The 17860-nt window shown below is 35.3% G+C and carries 15 protein-coding genes; 4 read left to right on the top strand and 11 right to left on the bottom strand.

The genetic code is table 11. The features are described 5' to 3' along the window. Positions 1–231: 231 nt before the first annotated feature. From K9V48_RS15635 to K9V48_RS15615, 5 genes are all read right to left on the bottom strand, one after another. Positions 232–1428, bottom strand: coding sequence for an acetyl-CoA C-acetyltransferase (locus tag K9V48_RS15635; RefSeq protein ID WP_224139962.1), 1197 nt, complete (start codon positions 1426–1428; stop codon positions 232–234). 978 nt (positions 1429–2406) lie between these two features. Further along, positions 2407–4473 carry a heavy metal translocating P-type ATPase gene (locus K9V48_RS15630; RefSeq protein WP_224139961.1) on the bottom strand — a complete coding sequence of 689 codons (2067 nt, stop codon included), beginning with the start codon at positions 4471–4473 and terminating at the stop codon, positions 2407–2409. Positions 4474–4496: 23 nt separating this feature from the next. Then, a complete protein-coding gene (locus tag K9V48_RS15625; protein ID WP_224139978.1) occupies positions 4497–4790 on the bottom strand; it encodes an ArsR/SmtB family transcription factor in 294 nt (97 codons plus the stop codon). Between the two features lie 315 nt (positions 4791–5105). Then, a complete protein-coding gene (locus tag K9V48_RS15620; RefSeq protein ID WP_224139960.1) occupies positions 5106–7340 on the bottom strand; it encodes an AAA domain-containing protein in 2235 nt (744 codons plus the stop codon). Between the two features lie 200 nt (positions 7341–7540). Beyond that, entirely contained in the window at positions 7541–8332 is a 792-nt protein-coding gene (locus K9V48_RS15615; RefSeq protein WP_224139959.1) for an HAD family hydrolase, read from the bottom strand. 367 nt (positions 8333–8699) lie between these two features. Between K9V48_RS15615 and K9V48_RS15610 the strand changes: the two genes are divergently transcribed. From K9V48_RS15610 to K9V48_RS15600, 3 genes are read left to right on the top strand one after another with little or no spacing between them, the layout of a single operon-like run. Continuing rightward, positions 8700–8897, top strand: coding sequence for a hypothetical protein (locus tag K9V48_RS15610; RefSeq protein ID WP_224139958.1), 198 nt, complete (start codon positions 8700–8702; stop codon positions 8895–8897). Further along, entirely contained in the window at positions 8860–9417 is a 558-nt protein-coding gene (locus K9V48_RS15605) for an MFS transporter (protein WP_224139957.1), read from the top strand. Before K9V48_RS15610 ends, K9V48_RS15605 begins: the two co-directional genes overlap by 38 nt. Before the next feature lie 9 nt (positions 9418–9426). Then, complete coding sequence (locus K9V48_RS15600; protein WP_224139956.1) at positions 9427–9717, top strand: hypothetical protein; 291 nt, start codon at positions 9427–9429, stop codon at positions 9715–9717. A gap of 480 nt (positions 9718–10197) precedes the next feature. Here K9V48_RS15600 and K9V48_RS15595 read toward each other — a convergent pair whose 3' ends face one another. The 6 genes from K9V48_RS15595 to uraD form a co-directional block, all read right to left on the bottom strand. Beyond that, positions 10198–11451, bottom strand: coding sequence for an ArgE/DapE family deacylase (locus K9V48_RS15595; RefSeq protein ID WP_224139955.1), 1254 nt, complete (start codon positions 11449–11451; stop codon positions 10198–10200). 5 nt (positions 11452–11456) lie between these two features. Further along, positions 11457–12689 carry an allantoate amidohydrolase gene (locus K9V48_RS15590; RefSeq protein WP_224139954.1) on the bottom strand — a complete coding sequence of 411 codons (1233 nt, stop codon included), beginning with the start codon at positions 12687–12689 and terminating at the stop codon, positions 11457–11459. A gap of 84 nt (positions 12690–12773) precedes the next feature. Then, positions 12774–14102: an allantoinase AllB gene (gene allB / locus K9V48_RS15585; RefSeq protein ID WP_224139953.1), complete on the bottom strand. Its 1329-nt coding sequence runs from the start codon at positions 14100–14102 to the stop codon at positions 12774–12776. 41 nt (positions 14103–14143) lie between these two features. Continuing rightward, the gene (uraH, locus tag K9V48_RS15580; RefSeq protein ID WP_224139952.1) at positions 14144–14488 is read right to left on the bottom strand and encodes a hydroxyisourate hydrolase; all 345 of its coding nucleotides are present in this window, start codon (positions 14486–14488) and stop codon (positions 14144–14146) included. Continuing rightward, the gene (gene pucL, locus K9V48_RS15575; RefSeq protein ID WP_308012588.1) at positions 14485–15456 is read right to left on the bottom strand and encodes a factor-independent urate hydroxylase; all 972 of its coding nucleotides are present in this window, start codon (positions 15454–15456) and stop codon (positions 14485–14487) included. The genes uraH and pucL overlap by 4 nt, the downstream gene beginning before the upstream one ends. Position 15457: 1 nt before the next feature. Next, positions 15458–15967: a 2-oxo-4-hydroxy-4-carboxy-5-ureidoimidazoline decarboxylase gene (gene uraD / locus K9V48_RS29435; RefSeq protein ID WP_308012587.1), complete on the bottom strand. Its 510-nt coding sequence runs from the start codon at positions 15965–15967 to the stop codon at positions 15458–15460. 216 nt (positions 15968–16183) lie between these two features. On the opposite strand from uraD, the gene K9V48_RS15570 reads away from it, so the two are divergent. Then, complete coding sequence (locus K9V48_RS15570) at positions 16184–17848, top strand: PucR family transcriptional regulator (protein ID WP_224139951.1); 1665 nt, start codon at positions 16184–16186, stop codon at positions 17846–17848. Positions 17849–17860 lie beyond the last annotated feature (12 nt).

Raw genomic sequence — 17860 nt, 5'->3', positions numbered from 1 at the left:
CGATAGCTACGATGCTTCTCACAGATTTGTAACGTTATAGACAATTGCATTTAAATAGTAATCACAATAACTGATCGCTAATTAATGATAAATAAACGAGACTACTTATTTATGAAGTCTCGTTTATTTATTTTTAGTTCTCGTTTACCAAGAAACTATAAAATTCTTGTACTGTGGATAAGCACACGACATCCAGCGAAAGCGACAAGCCCCTTCCGCTTTTATTCTCTATTATTCAGTTACTGAATTTTCTATAATTGTAGCGACACCTTGTCCCCCACCGATACATAGCGTAGCTAAACCGTAGCGAGCGTTTCGTTTTTTCATTTCATGAAGTAATGTAACAAGAATTCTTGCTCCACTAGCCCCAATTGGATGACCAAGTGAAATCGCTCCACCATTTACATTCAATTTTTCTTTATCAAAATGAAGCTCACGATCAACAGAAATTGCTTGAGCTGCAAATGCCTCGTTGGCTTCAATTAAATCAATCTCATCTAATGGTAAAGAAGCTTTTTCTAGGGCCTTTTTAACCGCTGGAACTGGTCCAATACCCATGATACTCGGATCAACACCAGCACTCGTATTTGCTTTGATCGTTACTAATGGTTCAATTCCTAATTCTTCTGCTTTTCTACGACTCATCACAACAAATGCCGCAGCACCATCGTTAATTCCTGATGCATTACCAGCTGTAACAGAACCATCCTTTTTAAATGCTGGACGTAATTTACCTAAACCTTCAGCTGTCGTACCAAATCGTGGAAACTCATCTTGGTTAACTACAGTAACTTGTCCTTTACGACCAGCTACTTCTACAGGAACAATTTCTTCAGCAAAACGATTCGATTCAATTGCAGCTTGAGCCTTTTGTTGACTCCAAGCAGAGAACTCATCTTGTTCTGTCCGTGAGATTTCATACTTTTCAGCAAGGTTTTCAGCTGTAGTTCCCATGTGATAGTCATTCATAGCGCACCATAATCCATCACTGATCATGCTATCAACTATTTTCTGATCTCCCATTTTAAATCCTTCACGACCACCTTTGATCAAGTAAGCAGCTTGACTCATATTTTCCATTCCACCTGCAACGATTACTTCTGCATCCCCTGCAAGTATAGCTTGAGTTGCTAAATGTACCGCTTTCAGACCTGATCCACATACTTTATTTATTGTAATTGATGATACCTCTTGAGGTAGACCCGCTGCAAGAGCAGCTTGTCGTGCCGGGTTTTGTCCAAGTCCTGCTTGCAAAACATTCCCCATAATAACTTCATCAACTTCATTAGGACTAATACCAGTTCTTTCAAGAGCTTCTTTAATGACTGTTGCCCCTAGTTGAGTTGCTGAAACATTTTTTAGACTTCCAAGAAAACTTCCGATTGGTGTTCTTACAGCACTCGCGATTACAACTTCATTTTGTGTCAATAGTATCTCCCCCAAGTGGTTTATGTAGTGTGAATATTCTCCAATATAATACTATAAAAAGTTGTACTATTTACGACAAATCATTCGACAAATTCTGAATTATCCGATACTTATATTTTCATACTTGAGAGACTAGAACAATATTTTTTTACATATAAAGGGAACTATACCGATTTACGCTCTTGTGTTTTTAGAAAGTAATCCAGTAATGATAAGGGGTAACCCAAAATACCATCCCCCTTTTTCTCATCAACTAATGAAGATTTAAATATAAAATCACTATAAAACGAAAAAAAATATTTATGTAGAATTTTAATGGAAATTCACGAATTATGTTGAAAATCTTTTTTAATCATTTCGGAATTTATTGTCTAAAAATGACAGTAACTATTAACTTTATCAACTTTCATCTTTAGGGAAAGATATTGATATAGTAGTAATGGTATAGGGATAGTTTTCTTAAAAAATTAATTTCTCTCTATTCTTCGCCATTAATTTTTCCTTGTACACCTTTATTGAGTCGATTAGGTAAAATAAGTCTCTTTATATTTCGACTAAATCTTCATATAGCATGACGCTAATTTTGTTAACTTTTTTAAAAAAATAATTTTTAATTCTTTTTTATGCTATATAATTCATTCCCCTCTATAGATTATTTACGTTAAATTTGGTATTCCACATCTCAAATTTACTTAATGGGAGATATAACCGTAAATATACACAAGTTTCATAAACCAAAATAAAGCAGGCTACCTCGGGAGTCCCGACAGCCTGCTTTATTTTTGTGCAATATTTAGTGTTATAAAAATATCCATTATAACAAAAGCGATATTTTGATATAAATGTAACCCTAATCTCGAAGTTCCTTTTCTGAAAAATAAGGGTGAACACGTTTTTCTCTCATGTACCTAATAATGCGCTTCTTTCCATCATTAAACAACCTATGCCAATCATTATTCCCTAAATTAAACGTTCAATCTACTTTTCTTTTCTCTCATAAAGGACCATTAGACTAATTAACGTAACCAAAATCGTTGCTCCCATATCTGATAAAATCGCAATCCATAGTGTTAATAGACCTGGAATTGTTAAAAGTAAAGCAATTAGTTTTAATCCAAGTGCTAGAACAATATTACATTTAATAATTGTATTAACCCTTTTAGCTGATCTAATAGCTGATGGTAATTTACCTAGATGATCTTGCATGAGTACGATATCAGCAGTCTCGATTGCACTATCTGTTCCCTTGCCCATTGCAATACCTAAATCCGCTGTCGCTAGTGCAGGTGCATCGTTTATACCGTCCCCAATCATCGCGACTTTTTCATTTTTTGATAGTTCTTTTACCTTTTTGACTTTTCCATCTGGTAATAAGCTTGCGAAATAAGATGTAAGACCCACTGCTTTTGCTACTTTTTCTGCTGTTTTTTCATGGTCACCAGTTAACATAATTGTTTTATTGATACCTGCCCTATGCAGATTAGAAATAACCGATGCACTTTCCTCACGAACTTGATCAGCGATACCCATTATTCCTAGAATATCGGTATCATTCGCTAATATAACGATTGTCATTCCAGATTCTTTAAAGAATTTAATATCATCTTTCACTCGGTCTTTTAGTTTAAGATGTTTAATGTGGGCTTCATTCCCTAAATAATAAGTAACTCCTTTTATCTTGGCGATAATTCCACTCCCAGATACTGTGGATATTTCTTCTGGTTCTTCTAAATTAACTCCCTCAGCTTTGCGCAGCACAGCCTTTGCAATTGGATGTGAGGAAGTTTTCTCAATTGAAGCGGCAATTTGTAAGAATGTCGGATCGTACACTTGCATATCTTCTACATATGGCTCACCTTTTGTTAGCGTACCAGTTTTATCGAAAGCAATGGTTGTTATCTTTCCTAATTGCTCTAAAAAGACTCCACCTTTAATTAAGATTCCGTTTCGCGCATTTTTTGTGATCCCTGAAACAATCGCAATTGGTGAAGATAATACGAGTGCACATGGGCAGCCTACGATTAAAACGGCTAATCCTTGGTAAAACCACTCTCCCCAATGTCCGTTAAATAAAAGTGGTGGTAAAATCATCACGATTGCTGAAAGAATCATAATTAATGGTGTATAGTATTTCGCAAATTTATTAATAAATAATTCTGTCGGAGTCTTCGTTTCCTGCGCTTCTTCCACAAGATGAAGAATTTTTGCTAAAGATGAGTCCTCATACGCTTTCATTATTTTCACCTTTAGGACGCCTTCATTATTTATACTTCCTCCAAAAACCGAATCATCAATTGCTTTTTCTACCGGCATTGATTCACCAGTAATTGCCGATTCATTTATTGAACTCGTCCCTTCAATTACAATCCCATCTGAAGGTATTTTTTCACCTGCTCGTACTAAGACAATTTGATTTACTTCCAATGTTGTAATCTTTACAATTCTTTCTTGGCCATTTTCGAGAAGAGTTGCCTCTTTAGGAGCAATTTCAAGAAGCTTTTCCATTGATTTTCTCGCCTTTTGCATACCTAAGCCTTCTAAATATTCATTTAAACCGAAGAGAATCGCGACGAGAGCTCCTTCCTTCCACTCTCCAATACTAAGCGCACCAATTAGGGCGATTGTCATTAGCGTTTCAATATTAAATTTAAGCCTGACTAAATTTTTCAAGCCTTTTAAAAACGTATGATATCCGCTTAGTACGGTCGCTGCAAGAAATAAACCGATTGCTATAAATTCATTTCCCCATTGTTCAGTTATAAATCCAGCAACATAGAAAATAGCAGAAATTGATAAAAGAGCGATCCAATTAACTACTGAATGATGCTCATGCTGGTGTCCTTCTTCTCCATCGCTCTCTATAAAGGCGCCATCTGATGATAAGATCTCCTTCACTTTCTTCATATCAACTGTATTCTCTAATCGAAGCTTTCCAGTATTATAACTTAAAGATGCTGTTTCTCCTGAAGGTAGTCTATTTATTTCCTCCTGAAGTTCTCGTGTACAGTTTGCACACGTTAAACCCTTTACTTTAAATTCATTCATTTCGCTCCACTCCAATTAAAAGCTTAATGATGTTGTGCGTGATGTATAGTTTGCTGCAATACATTCATTACATGATCGTCATCTGGGGAATAATATAATGTTGTCCCTTCTCTTCTATACTTAACCAACCGTAAATTTTTCAAAAATCTTAGCTGGTGCGATACAGTTGATTGCATGAGCTCTAGGTTTTCGGCTATATCATTAACAGAGTGCTCATTTTGTGACAATAAGTGTAAAATTCTGATCCTCGTTGGATCACCTAACGCTTTAAATGTTTGAGATACGATAAAAAGTGTTTCTTCATCAAGCTGATCAATTTGTTCATTGTCATTATCTACTGCTTCTCCCACAGAAAAACACCCCCTTGAATTAGTATATATTAAAACATGAGTATATGTTCATATTATCTATCAAAATAATAAAAAAATTATTGGCTTTTGTCAAACTTAGCCAATAATCACTATGGTCCCTTCAAAGATTAGCTGAATAAACTTAATATCCTCACCTATATGCTTCTTCAAAACCTAATTTTAATTCATTGTAAGCGATACTAGTTATACAACTACTTCGCTATAACTAGTACAAAGTATGCATGGATAATTCCTAAATGGCAAAATTTTTTATAGAGAAAACTATATAATTTGTGAAAGAAAATAGTCGATCACAACATTTGAGGATAAACGAACTGCCACATACGGAGGTCTCATGTTTACTGTTGCTTCAACTGGCAACCCTAGCCATAAATATTTATTATCTATGATAACGAATGGAAATGATACAGATTGATGAATAACTTGATCAACTTTTACATGTTTGATTTCTACCGTTGATATAATAGTAAGTGAAACTTTGTCATCTCGATTATTTAATACGTTCAACCATTCATTTGTTATCACTTTTCCAGCAGGTAAACCTAAAAAAATCGTTCCCTTAGCTTGACGAATATCGAATTTGATTTTATCCAGCTTTTTCGCATGGATCCATAATAAATTTGGATGTTGATGTTTAACCCAGGTACCTATTTGATGTGGCAAAACTTCCTGCTTGTTGGTAAATTGATGATCTACAAGCTTTCGGATTGTCTTATTTCGATAAACATTGGACTCGATAAAATGGTGGTCACAAAGATGAATAAATTTTCCTCGTGTTCTTGTAATCGCAACATTAATAAGTCGTTCACTATTTTTCCCTACTATTAACATTCCTGGGCGATTTTGTGGATAGCTATCAACCGTATCGAATAGCATTACATCGCGCTCACTTCCCTGAAAACGATGAACGGTTGCTGAGATGATATCTGATTCTTGAAGTTCTGTTGAATAGAGGTCTGTTAATAAGGATTGCATTAAAACTGCCTGCGCACGATAGGGAGTGACATAGCCGATGGATTTTGAACCAGCAATATATGATTCATGAATAAGTTGAAATGACAAGAGTAACTGCCACAAATTAAACCTCGAGTTTGATGTTTTTTCACGTAAACAGTGATTCCCTGTATAACTACTATCAATAAGAACGGAAGAACGGTTTGCAAACGGTGCTCGTTCAACAATTGCATTCCTTGCTGTTTTTACACTTTCATGATCACCCACAAGTGAATCATAAATATATTGATTCGTAAAAGAAGAAATATCAGGATGCATTCGTCTTTGTTCCTTCAGAAGAAACAAGTGAGGATGTAACTTTTTGTCATCGTTAAGCCAATCTACAACCCCAGCCTTATGGAAAATATCCTCTCTTAACCACTCATCAACAAGTAGATTTCTTGCCGCAGCAATTGGTGGAAGTTGTTTAAAATCACCGCAAACAATGAATCGCTGTCCTAGTGATGCTGCAAAACCAATTTGAGGAACATATGCCATACTCGCTTCGTCAACAATGACAAGGTCATAGTCTTTTTCATAAATGGTTGGATCATTCGCTGCCTTTGATAGTGTTGTTCCGATGATATCGGCATCTTTTACAAATTGGATTTCCTTTTGGCGGATTTTCTCTAACACATTGGCAAGCTTTCCTTCAATTTCAAGCAAATGTTCTGAATCGCGTTTACTAAACGACCGCCCAAGATCCTGCTTTATTAATTTCCGCTCTTCTTGCAAACGTAATTTTTGACTTGCTAAGTCTGGATGTCTTTTTTGAATGAGCTCCGTTGTTGTCAGCGAAGATTCTGAGACGATTGCAGATTGAGAGCCGTAACGCAACAAATCTCCTTCACGAAGACGTCCCTTTTTATCGACAAAGCGAGAGATTTCAGTCATCAAAACATCTACAGCTTGATTACTTTGTGAAAGAATAAGGACACGATAACCTTTAAAATATTTATTTGCTGCAACCCTTCCAAGGGTGTAGGTTTTTCCTGTACCAGGTGGCCCCCACACAAAAGTGACTGGGTTGTATTTGCTTCTTAAAACGAGCTCATGGACATTAGATTTTATATTTTCAGTTGGATGTTTCGCTTCATTAGAAGGATTCATTAGTCTTTTTATCCGTGCCCGTTTTCTTTTGCTCTCTTTTATTTCTTCTAAGCGCTCATGTAACTGATCTAATAGCTCCCACGGATCATGGAGTAGAAACAGTTCGTTTAAATTGTTCCCTAACGATTCTTCAAGAGAAACAATCACACTTCTCCCCTCTGAAGAGAGAATTTTCCCATTCACAGTGATTGTCCCAGCTTCCATTCTTATACTTGAACCGATTGGAATACGAATTATAGCTGCCGTGTCAAAATAATAGGTAAATGTATCGTTATTCGTGATTATTTCCCCGTTTTTCACAGAGTATTTCGTACTTCCGTATGTCTTTAAGTGCATGATTTCAGCTCTCAAAGCCTTTTGCCATGTTTTTATATAAAAGATTGTTGATTTCATGTTGTCAGCTTCCTCTTAATCGATTAAACATTGTGATGTTTTTTCATTGGTACCGTCACATACTATACCATTTGAATAATGAAAAATCTATTTTACGCATTTCAGGATTCACTGAAAAAATACGGATTGCTAAATCAAAATAGCCTAATACCAAATTAAATTAGTATCAGGCTATGAAAAAGATTATTTAGAATCGCTACCTACTGCTTGTTAAGCTCATCTAAAATCGAATAAAGTTCTTCAAGATGAGTAATTTCATAATCAGGTATGACTTCATTTCGTTCTTTATCATGACGATTAATCCAAACCGATTTCATTCCAACCCTAGAAGCTCCAAGGATATCTGTCATTAAATTATCACCCACCATAATAGCTTCATCTTTTGATAAATTCATTTTTTCAAGTGCATGTTCAAAAATTGAAGCATCCGGCTTACCTCTACCGAATGCGCCTGAAATAATAATTTGTTCAAAATATGGAACAAGCTCTGGCGTTATATCTAATTTTGTATTTTGTAGATCTGGCGAACCATTTGTTAATAACAATAACCGATATGTATCGTTTAACTTGTCCAATACGCTAAATGATTCTTCATAGACAAATGGGCTTTTTCGTCTTTGTGCGGGAAACTCTTCTGCTAATCTGGCCCCAAACTCTGGGTTATCAATTCCACACGTTTTTAATCCTCTTGTCCACGCTTCCTTACGATAGGTAGGCACGATTTCTTTCATCTTTTTAAAATTTTCTTCATCATCCAAGAAATTTCCCCAAAGTCCTTCAAAAGGATTGATCCCAATCATTTGTGTGAATTCATATGTTTCATAAGAGGAATAAAGTTCTCGAGCTTCTTCACGTACCGCCTCTTCTAATTTATCTGGATCGATCCCATATTGTTCCTGCGCTAGCTGGCAAGTTGCAATAAATGCTTCTTTTACGCTTTTTTGATCCCATAATAATGTATCATCTAAATCAAAGAAAATTGCTTTAATCATTTTTATTTCCCCCAATTCTCAAAACTATCATTTGCAAAAAATCATATTATTCTCTCAATAGATTACAGAGATTTGCTTAATAAGTAAAGAGTACATGAAAAAATCCATTAATTAAATTATAAAATGGATAGGGTCCTCTTACAAGTAACTCTCCAAATTCGCCCAAAAACCTTCTCATTGACCAGTTATTTCCTTCCACTTACAATTGATGTAACAAGAAAAGTAGGTGAATAATAAATAAAAACAAAGGAGCTGTTTCTATATCACCATACGCAAAACCTCCCTGCTAAGGTTTAGAATTAAATCGTACACGAGCACCTCCATATTTTGATTTGCTAAGTGGCCATTAAAAATGAGAGGAATTAACATGGAAGATATATGCGATACGATTTTTTACAACCTAACACCTGCCTATGTCATTGAGAGATTGTTCTGGGAACAAAAAGGCATGACCATTCAGATGGTCGTTTATACAGAAATACTTTTTGCGATAACCATTGCTTTACTTGAAGTTCCTACAGGTATCATTGCCGATAAATGGGGACGAAAATGCACTGCTTTATGATTCATTATTGCAAAATGGTCAGGAGCAGACTTTTGAAAAGTATCTCGGTTACTTGAATGTATGGGATTTCACGGCAACGATCATAGCAGCATTGTGTGGGAGTCTTTTGGCAAGTCAATATGGATTTGAGTTGAATTATTGGATTTCTATTGTTAGTATACTTGTGTCTTTCTGTGTATCTTTAATGTTAGTTAAGCCATCTGATAAAAACAAATTCGATAAGTCAATCAAGATCAAAGAATATATAAAAGCTTCTTTGCACTTTTTCAGAAAACAACCAGATATTTGTCTTGTGATGCTTTCTGAAATGGTTACTGGTGCAGCATTAAACTTCATCGATGAGTTCTGGCAGCTATATTTAAATAGACTGGAGATCCCTATTTTATATTTTGGACTATTTTCAGCAGTCATTATGATCACGAGACTTCCTGGAAATTTACTTACACATGTAATGAAAAACCGATTCCGAAACAGAACGATGCTCTTGGGCGTGACAGCTATTTTTGCAATTGGGTTCTAATATGTATCATTGATTAAGGACTATACGGGATTAGCAACAATCTTTCTAATTTGTTTGTTTTCAGGGATAATCGAACCTATAACAACCGGATATTTGCATCATCGAATCAATTCCTCCATGAGAGCAACAATTGATTCGTTTCATTCATTAGGGCTAAATGAAGTCCTAACCATTACAGGTTTAGGATTTGGTTATTTTTCATCAAAATTTGATATTTTCGGTGGATATGGGTTCGTCTCATTTATTTGCATTGTATTCTTTGTTTATTTTTTAATCTCATCCAAAGGTTCGATCGAATAGTAAAGTAACTAGACCTTCTTTTTTCTCACCTTATAGTAAAAAACTTAAAATTGCTTGTTCAAAAGGATGGAATCGTTCAAAAATGAGCTTGGAGATAGATCTCCAAGCTCATTTTTGATGTGAATTGTTCTTTGAATTTAGAGGTGAATATCTTGCAAAATAGCATGTGATTAACGTGTATTCTACTGTTTTTTCACTATAGAAGTGAACTGGTAAAAATTCAAATAAACGGTTTGTCACTTTCATATAAAACTCCTATAGCGTATAACCGCGTTCTATCCAAAATGAAGGAACAATTTTAGGTGTGTCTACAAGCACAGCTTCAATTAGGGGTGGAATAAGTTCGCTCAACACCATTTTACTGTCCTGAACTAGTCTTTTTATCAACTGTTTTAGAAAAGATGAATTAGTTAAGCAGGTTCCGTCCCCTTTCCTTCATATAAAAATAATGATTGCGACAGAGCTATCAATACTAATCCATTATTTTTTCAACAAATCATATAAGCTAAGTGCAACAATTTTCGTTGCTCTAACTAAATCTTCAATTTTCACATGTTCATTTGCTCTATGTCCATTTGCTTCTAATAATGTTTTAGGTCCCGCTCCAAAAAGGATAACTGGTATATCCGCTTCGTAAAAATGTCTTGCATCTGTGTAAAGCGGTGATCCATGGACAGGTAATTCCTCATTATAAAGAAGCTTGGCATTATTCACAAAAGATTGGATAAGTGATGAATTCTTTTCCACAGGTCCAAAGCTTTTCGCTAACAATACGTTTGATATTTCTACTTCAATTCCATTGTGGCTTTGAACATTTAGTTCGATCAAGTTGCGAATTTCATCCTCCACAAGCTTAGGATCTTCTTCAGGGATTAGTCTGCGATCAATTCGAATCGTACACTTATCGGGGACAACATTTGTATTGATTCCGCCAGAAATTAATCCAATGACCATAGTTGGTGATTCGATCCCCTCGATCGCTGACTTCTTATGAGCTAGTACTCTTCGATAAGTATACAAAGCTTGTAAGACGTCAGTCATTGCTTCTAATGCATCAATACCATGAAATGGTTCAGCTGCATGCGCGAGTTTTCCTTTTATTTTAACTTCCAAATGTAAACATCCATTATGGGCATTGATGATCGAATGTGAGAATCCCGGACATATTGCAAGGTCAGGTTGAATTAATTGATGTTCTAAAAGCCATTTCGGTCCGAGCTCACCTCCTGTTTCCTCATCAAATGTAAACGCAAGTGAGAGCTTCCCCCTTAATTTGTCTGAAACTTTACGCAATGCTAAGACTGCATATGTAAAGCTTGCAATATCTGATTTTGAGACAGCAGCCCCTCTACCAAATAAACTATTATCTTTCACTTCACCCCCATATGGATCTACTGTCCAACCACTACCAGGTGGGACAACATCACCGTGTGAATTTAAAGTGATTTCTGGACCATCTAAAGAATTAAATTCCTCATAAGCAACAACATTTGCTGCATACTCCATTCCAATCCTGTTAGCGTCTGCCCCAGGAACTTCGTATAGCTTTGAATCACGAAAGCCCAATTGTTCGAGCTTATTCTTCGTAAATTCAGCAATCGCTTTACAGTTACCTGGAGGGTTATCCGAAGGTACTGATACTAATTGTTGTAAAAACATGATAAGGTCCCATTTTTGCTCCTCTATTTCATTTAGAATAAGCTGCTTTTCTTTTTCAACAATGGAATGATTCATTGTTATCAAACTCCTTCATTCATGACTATTTTCAACACCGACTCAAGTAATAGCCGTGTACCCATTTCTATATCCTCAAGCGATACATGTTCATCAGGATGATGACTAATTCCATCTTTGCACCTGACAAAGATCATTCCTACCTCCGTAATATCAGACATGGCAATAGCATCATGACCTGCACCACTTATCATTTCAAGAGCTGGAATATCGTTTTCTTTAAACACCTCTTCTAGAAGGGCTACATATCTTTTCGAACACATAACAGAAGGTATTTCTAGTATTCTTTCATATTGAAAAACCAATTTTCTATCATGACAAATTTCTTGTATTTTCTCGAACACTTCTTGTAAAAATCGAAGTTTACGACTCTCAATTATATCTCGTACATCAAGCGTAAAACTTACAAAACCAGGGATTACATTACTAGCACCAGGTTCGACAACAAGCTTTCCAACAGTAGCCATTAAGCCATTATTTCGTTTTGCATTTTTTTCAATGAATAAAATTGCTTCTGCTGCTCCTACCAAGGCATCTTTACGACTTGTAAGCGGAACAGTTCCTGCATGTTCCGCCCTTCCTTCAACATGTAAGATATGACGTGAAGCACTTGCGAAGCCTGAAACAATTCCACACGGAAGCTGTTTTTCTTGTAAAACAGGTCCTTGTTCAATATGAAGTTCAAGATAACCAAGCAAATCTTTTTTGCTTCGTGTTGCAGCTCGAAAATTAGTGGGATCTATGCCTACGTCATTTAGAGCCGAAGCAATTGAAATTCCTGCATCATCTTGCATTTGTAGATCCTCTTCTTTAAGGGTGCCTGCTATCGCCTTACTGCCAAGAAAGGTTGTGTGAAATCTCGTTCCTTCTTCATCACAAAAACTAATAACTTCGATTGGAAATTCCGAAACAACCTTTGAATTAATCAACGCTTGAACAACCTCTATTGCAGCTATCACCCCAAGTATGCCATCAAACTTACCAGCATCAATGACAGAATCTAAATGTGAACCAATCATTAATACTGGCGCATCAGGATCACGTCCTTCATAACGTCCAATAATATTATTCATTTCATCTTTTCTAACTGACAATCCTGCTTGTTGCATCCAATCAATGACAAGATTTTCAGCATCCATGCTTTCCTTCGTAAAAGAAAGTCTCGTTACACCTTTAGATAGTTTTGAACATGTAGCAAGTAGTTCAATCCGCTCTAGAATTCTATGGGCATTAATCATTGAAATCTCTTTCACCTTCCAACTGAAAAATAGTCATTTAACGTAGATTAACTGACAGTAGCCCCAACTGATAGATGTTTCACTTTATCTGATTTTTTCTTTTAAAGACGAATATACCAGTTTTCCATTTACAAGCGTGTATTTAACCTTTCCTCTAAACTTTTTCCCTAAAAATGGACTTTGTTGATGTTTGTAAAATAGATCTTCCTTTTTTAATACAAAAGACTCATTTAAGTCAATTATGGTAAGATCTGCATCACTTTCTATGTCAAGTATCCCTTTTTGTGGAAATAACTTAAATCGTTTAGCGGGATTTGTAGCTGTCAATCTAACAATCGTTTCTAGAGAAATGTTACGTTTCCAATACCCTTCCTCAAGCAATATGTTTAATGTCGTCTGCGCTCCTGAAATCCCTCCCCAAGCTGTGAAAAAATCCCCTTCTTTTAGTTCTGGAGGAGAAGGAGAATGATCCGAGCCGATAATATCAATTTCTCCATTTCTTAAAGCATCCCAGAGCATTTCTACCTCTTTTGCTTGACGTAATGGCGGAGCACATTTGGCGATCACCCCTTTTTCTGCTAAGTCTGCAGTTGTTAGTGACAAGTAATGTGGACAAGTTTCGACTGTAACATCTACACCTTGTTTTTTCGCAGCCGTTATTTGAGAAATCACTTCACTACTCGTAACATGGACAATATGAATTTTACAATTAGTCAATTTTGCATACGTCAGAATTCGCTGGACTGCCTCGATTTCTGATAAAATCGGTCGTGATTGACTAAAAGATTTTGCTGAAGTGTCCCCTCTTCTAATTAGTGTATTTGTCAAATGTTCTGTAATCTGTTGACTTTCAGCGTGCACTGCTAAAAGAGATTGAAGTTCACTTATTTTTTCCATTCCTTGTAATAGATGCACATCATCACACGCTTTGAAATCGGCGATCCCACTATCTGACATAAAGGCCTTAAAACCAATTGCGCCACATTCTGAGAGTTCTTGTAAATGATTAATATTACTAGGTACTAATCCTCCCCAGAGATAGAAATTAACCAATGATTTTTCTAATCCTCTTGAAAATTTCAGATCAAATGCGTCCTTATTAATTGTGGCTGGATGACTATTTAAGGGCATATCAAAAAATGTCGTAACACCACCAGCGGCAAGTGCTTTACTTCCGGTTTCAAAACCCTCCCAATCCGTGCGTCCAGGTTCATTGAAATGAACATGAGTATCAATCAAACCTGGTAAGATATATTGATCTGTCACATCGATTTCATCAGCTGCAGTGCCTTTAAGTTGATCAATACATGAAATCGCTGCGATTTTCCCTCCTTTAATAGCAATATCACCTTTTGAAACTCCTTTTTCTGTAACGATATACCCATTACGCAGGATTACATCAAATTCCGCCATAACATCAGCCCTTTTTTATCTATTTAAGAAAAGCACCTAGTTTAGCTACCCCGATACGTTTGATAGCCCCACGGTGAGATAAGCAATGGTATATGATAATTGCGGTTACTAATTTCGATACCAAACTGAATTGGTACTTTGTTTAAAAACATTGGTTTAGATAAATGAATGGTTTTCGATTTAAAATAATCTCCGATATAGAAAAGCAACTGATACTCTCCTGCTTGTTCAATGATTTGTGGTGTAATTCTCCCATCCTGATTCGTGATAAATTTTGTTACTAAATACATGTTCGTTTCATCGATTTTCCAGAACTCAATTTTCACACCTTCAGCAGGCACTCCACTATTTAAATCGAGTACATGAGTGCTTAAGCTAATCGTCATAGTTGCGTAATCTCCTCATCTACGCTATTTTCCTGATTAAGGTCATCTCTAGTAAGCCTAAAGCCTTGAAATCCATATGGCGGTCTAGGTTCTGTGTAAACCTTCCCATCAGAATCAGGAATTGTGTCAACTACAGTTTCCCATGTGCGATTTTGCGATTGAAATGTAACCTCAGTAAGCTGGGGAAATCGCACTAAAATATTTAAACCTATTTGATAAATGAGGTGCTGAATAGACAGCGTATCGAGTTTATGAAAAACAGTTGTCACAATATCCTTGACTTGTTCACTACATACATAAAGAGCTGGTGTTTCGCCTGTTGAATCTTTGAAATTTTCATAATTCCAGCTAATAGTAAGATATATGAAAAGTGGTCGATTATAGTCCTCTTGGAGTGTTGTATATTCATCACGGATAAAACCAGCAAATGAATTCCCATTAATTTTTATTAACTGTAAATCTTGAATTCCACTGCTATGGTTTAAGATTTCTAAGCTATCGTTTTCATTTTTCTTTGCAAATAATGTCGCAACTGATTGCTCATTTCTCGAATGATTGAAAACAATGTTACTTTCTAGTGGACTCCCATTTTTTAGTGCCTTTGTTGCTAGAAAAGGTATTTCTTCACCAATTAACTTAATCGTGTCCATCTGAGGATATGTTTCCAGAAATCGATCTGCAACAAAAGCTAAAAAACCTTCGATTGTTCTACCGTTGAAATAAGCTAGATGTTTGTGAATAAAGTTTTTCATTGAGTCAGTCGCAACAACTAACTCATTGTTACCCTCTGAAAATGAGGAGAATAATTGTTGACCAGATACCTCAACCTTTATGTTCCAACCGAATATGATGTTATTTATTTCTGTTACATTTGACTCAGGTATTTTTCTTAAACCAGTTAGCGGTTTAACATTTGTACGATAAACAAATACATCACCTTTACCGTAATACATTGTTCGATTTTCCATCTTAGTAGCTCCTTTCATTTGTAACAATTTCTTTTAATCGAAAGAATGATATTTTATAAATTTCCTTCAGAGCTGTTTCGAATTCTTGATCTTCTTTATTTTTAACTCTTCTTTTCATCGCATCATAAATAGAATCTTTATTATGACCACGTACTGCTAAGACAAATGGAAAACCAAATTTCTTAATATATTTATTATTTAGCGCAATATAACGCTCGTATTCTTTTGAAGAAAGCTGATCTAAACCAGCTTGATGTTGTTCCATTTTAGAGGAAGTGGTTATTTTCATTTTTGTCCCTAAATCGGGATGTGCTTGAATTAATGCAAGTTTTTCTTGCTTTGAGGATTTCTCCACAAGTTTCACCATTGATTGATGAAGGAGTTGTATGGAAGGAAATGGTCGTAGCGTCCATACTTTGTCTGCAATCCAGGGAGTATGTTCAAAGATCCATCCAAGTTTAGCAACAAACTCTTCGCGCGATAATTCGTTCGCATCCTGTATTGTAACCAAATAATCACTCCATTCTTAATTTTCTGTTAATTAACTTAACATATTGTGTTATATTTATTTACATAATAAATAATTTTCATCATTTCTTCATTGGGCATCATCACTAATTTTTCACAATTTCATTAGTTATATTGACTAAAATTCATGTAACTTCGTTTTATCAGCCACTTCTATCGTTACTTTTTCTTACATCTTTTATAAAATGGGGGATTTTCGATGAAAATGAATGAGTTATTACAAATACCTATATTCACAAACGCTAAACTTGTAGCTGGTAAAAACGGTGTTGGGCGGAGTGTACAAACCGTAAATATGATGGATACTCCTGATATCATTCATTTTTTAAAACCAAACGAATTATTAGTCACGACAGCATACTTTATTCGCGACAATCCTACCGAAATGGTCAAACTCATAAAATATATGGCAAAGAACGATTGCTCTGGACTTGGCATAAAAACTAGACGATTTATTCAAACGATTCCCTCAGAAGTTATTAATATAGCAAATGAGGAGAATCTTCCGTTAATTGAGCTACCTATTGAACATTCATTAGGAAAAATCGTAAACGAATCACTGAGCCATATACTAAAAAAGCGAGCAAAGGAACTTCAGTTCGCTATCAATACGCAAAGGGAATTTACGAAACTTGTACATAAAGGCGAAAAATTACCAAAAATAATTGATCATCTTTCCACCATTCTTGAAAAACCGATCCTACTTATCGATCATTTAAATAATGTATTAGTTAAAACACACCACTTTCATAGCAATGAAATGAAAAAACTCTTAGAGAATATTGTCAAAGATTTAGAAGAAAATCATACGTTAATGAAACATCAACCCCATTGCTTTTCTATATACAATCCAACTTCCCTAAAAGGAAAGTTAGTTCATTTTTTTTCGATCGATACTTATTTTAAGAAAAGTTATCTCATTATTATTGGTTTTGGTTTTCCACTTGATGAACACACGCTACTATCTGTGGAACAAGTAGCAAATGTCATTTCCTTTGACTTACTGAAACAACATGCATTATCAGAAAAAAATCTACATTTTAAAAATAATTTTTTTACAGCTTTATTAGATGGAGACATACCAGAAGTAGAAATCGTCAAGCGAGGTGAGCGATATGGACTAAATCAAAATCATTTATACAATGTGATCGCTTGTAAAATTGACGAAAAGAATGAAAATCAAGTTCAATCCTTCACTTTTTATAACTCATTTCAAGAAGAAATCTTTAAATTCACGATTTATGAGCAATTAAAAGCTAAATTTTCAAAGAGACTAATAGACATTAGCATTTTTATCATGAAAGATGTATTCGTTCTATTAATTTCAGTAGACAAAGAGAAGAAGCAAACCGACTTCCAACTAACGAAATTAATACGTTCGATTCAGAAAGAACTACATGAGCAATTAAATTTATCTGTTTCTTTTGGTGTAAGTAGTAATTTTAGGAATATTCGCAGTATAAAGAAAGGATACCAACAGGCACTGGAAGCGATAGAGACAGGGTATCAGCTCAGGAAGAACAAATTCATTCAAACATATCATACGAAAGATATCGCTGAATTATTACAAATGATCCCTTTAAATATTTTAACAGAATTTTACGAAAGCACCCTTAAGGAACTAGCTTATACAACGAACAAAGATTTACTCGTTTTAGTTCAAACCATTTCCGTTTTTATCGAAAATCACTGTCAAATAGCCGAAACAGCTAAACAGTTATTTGTCCACCGAAATACTGTTATTTATCGCCTTGAAAAATGCGAGGAATTATTAACTATTTCTTTTAAAGACGCTGATGAAACGTTAAGACTGCGGATCGCTTTGTTAATTCGTTCGTTTCTCCTCGAAAAGATAAAACCTTAGTAGCAAATCACT

Source organism: Metabacillus rhizolycopersici, assembly GCF_020075705.1.
Note: the sequence above shows the minus strand (reverse complement) of the source record. Positions and strands in the feature narration are given on the sequence as shown.

What these genes read in the sequence shown, in the direction of transcription:
- K9V48_RS15590 (WP_224139954.1), bottom strand. Translation starts at nt 12,689, where the DNA reads ATGATTAATGCCCATAGAATTCTAGAGCGGATTGAACTACTTGCTACA.
- K9V48_RS15570 (WP_224139951.1), top strand. Translation starts at nt 16,184, where the DNA reads ATGAAAATGAATGAGTTATTACAAATACCTATATTCACAAACGCTAAA.
- allB (WP_224139953.1), bottom strand. Translation starts at nt 14,102, where the DNA reads ATGGCGGAATTTGATGTAATCCTGCGTAATGGGTATATCGTTACAGAA.
- uraH (WP_224139952.1), bottom strand. Translation starts at nt 14,488, where the DNA reads ATGACGATTAGCTTAAGCACTCATGTACTCGATTTAAATAGTGGAGTG.
- K9V48_RS15630 (WP_224139961.1), bottom strand. Translation starts at nt 4,473, where the DNA reads ATGAATGAATTTAAAGTAAAGGGTTTAACGTGTGCAAACTGTACACGA.
- pucL (WP_308012588.1), bottom strand. Translation starts at nt 15,456, where the DNA reads ATGGAAAATCGAACAATGTATTACGGTAAAGGTGATGTATTTGTTTAT.
- K9V48_RS15595 (WP_224139955.1), bottom strand. Translation starts at nt 11,451, where the DNA reads ATGAATCATTCCATTGTTGAAAAAGAAAAGCAGCTTATTCTAAATGAA.
- K9V48_RS15610 (WP_224139958.1), top strand. Translation starts at nt 8,700, where the DNA reads ATGGAAGATATATGCGATACGATTTTTTACAACCTAACACCTGCCTAT.
- K9V48_RS15615 (WP_224139959.1), bottom strand. Translation starts at nt 8,332, where the DNA reads ATGATTAAAGCAATTTTCTTTGATTTAGATGATACATTATTATGGGAT.
- K9V48_RS15620 (WP_224139960.1), bottom strand. Translation starts at nt 7,340, where the DNA reads ATGAAATCAACAATCTTTTATATAAAAACATGGCAAAAGGCTTTGAGA.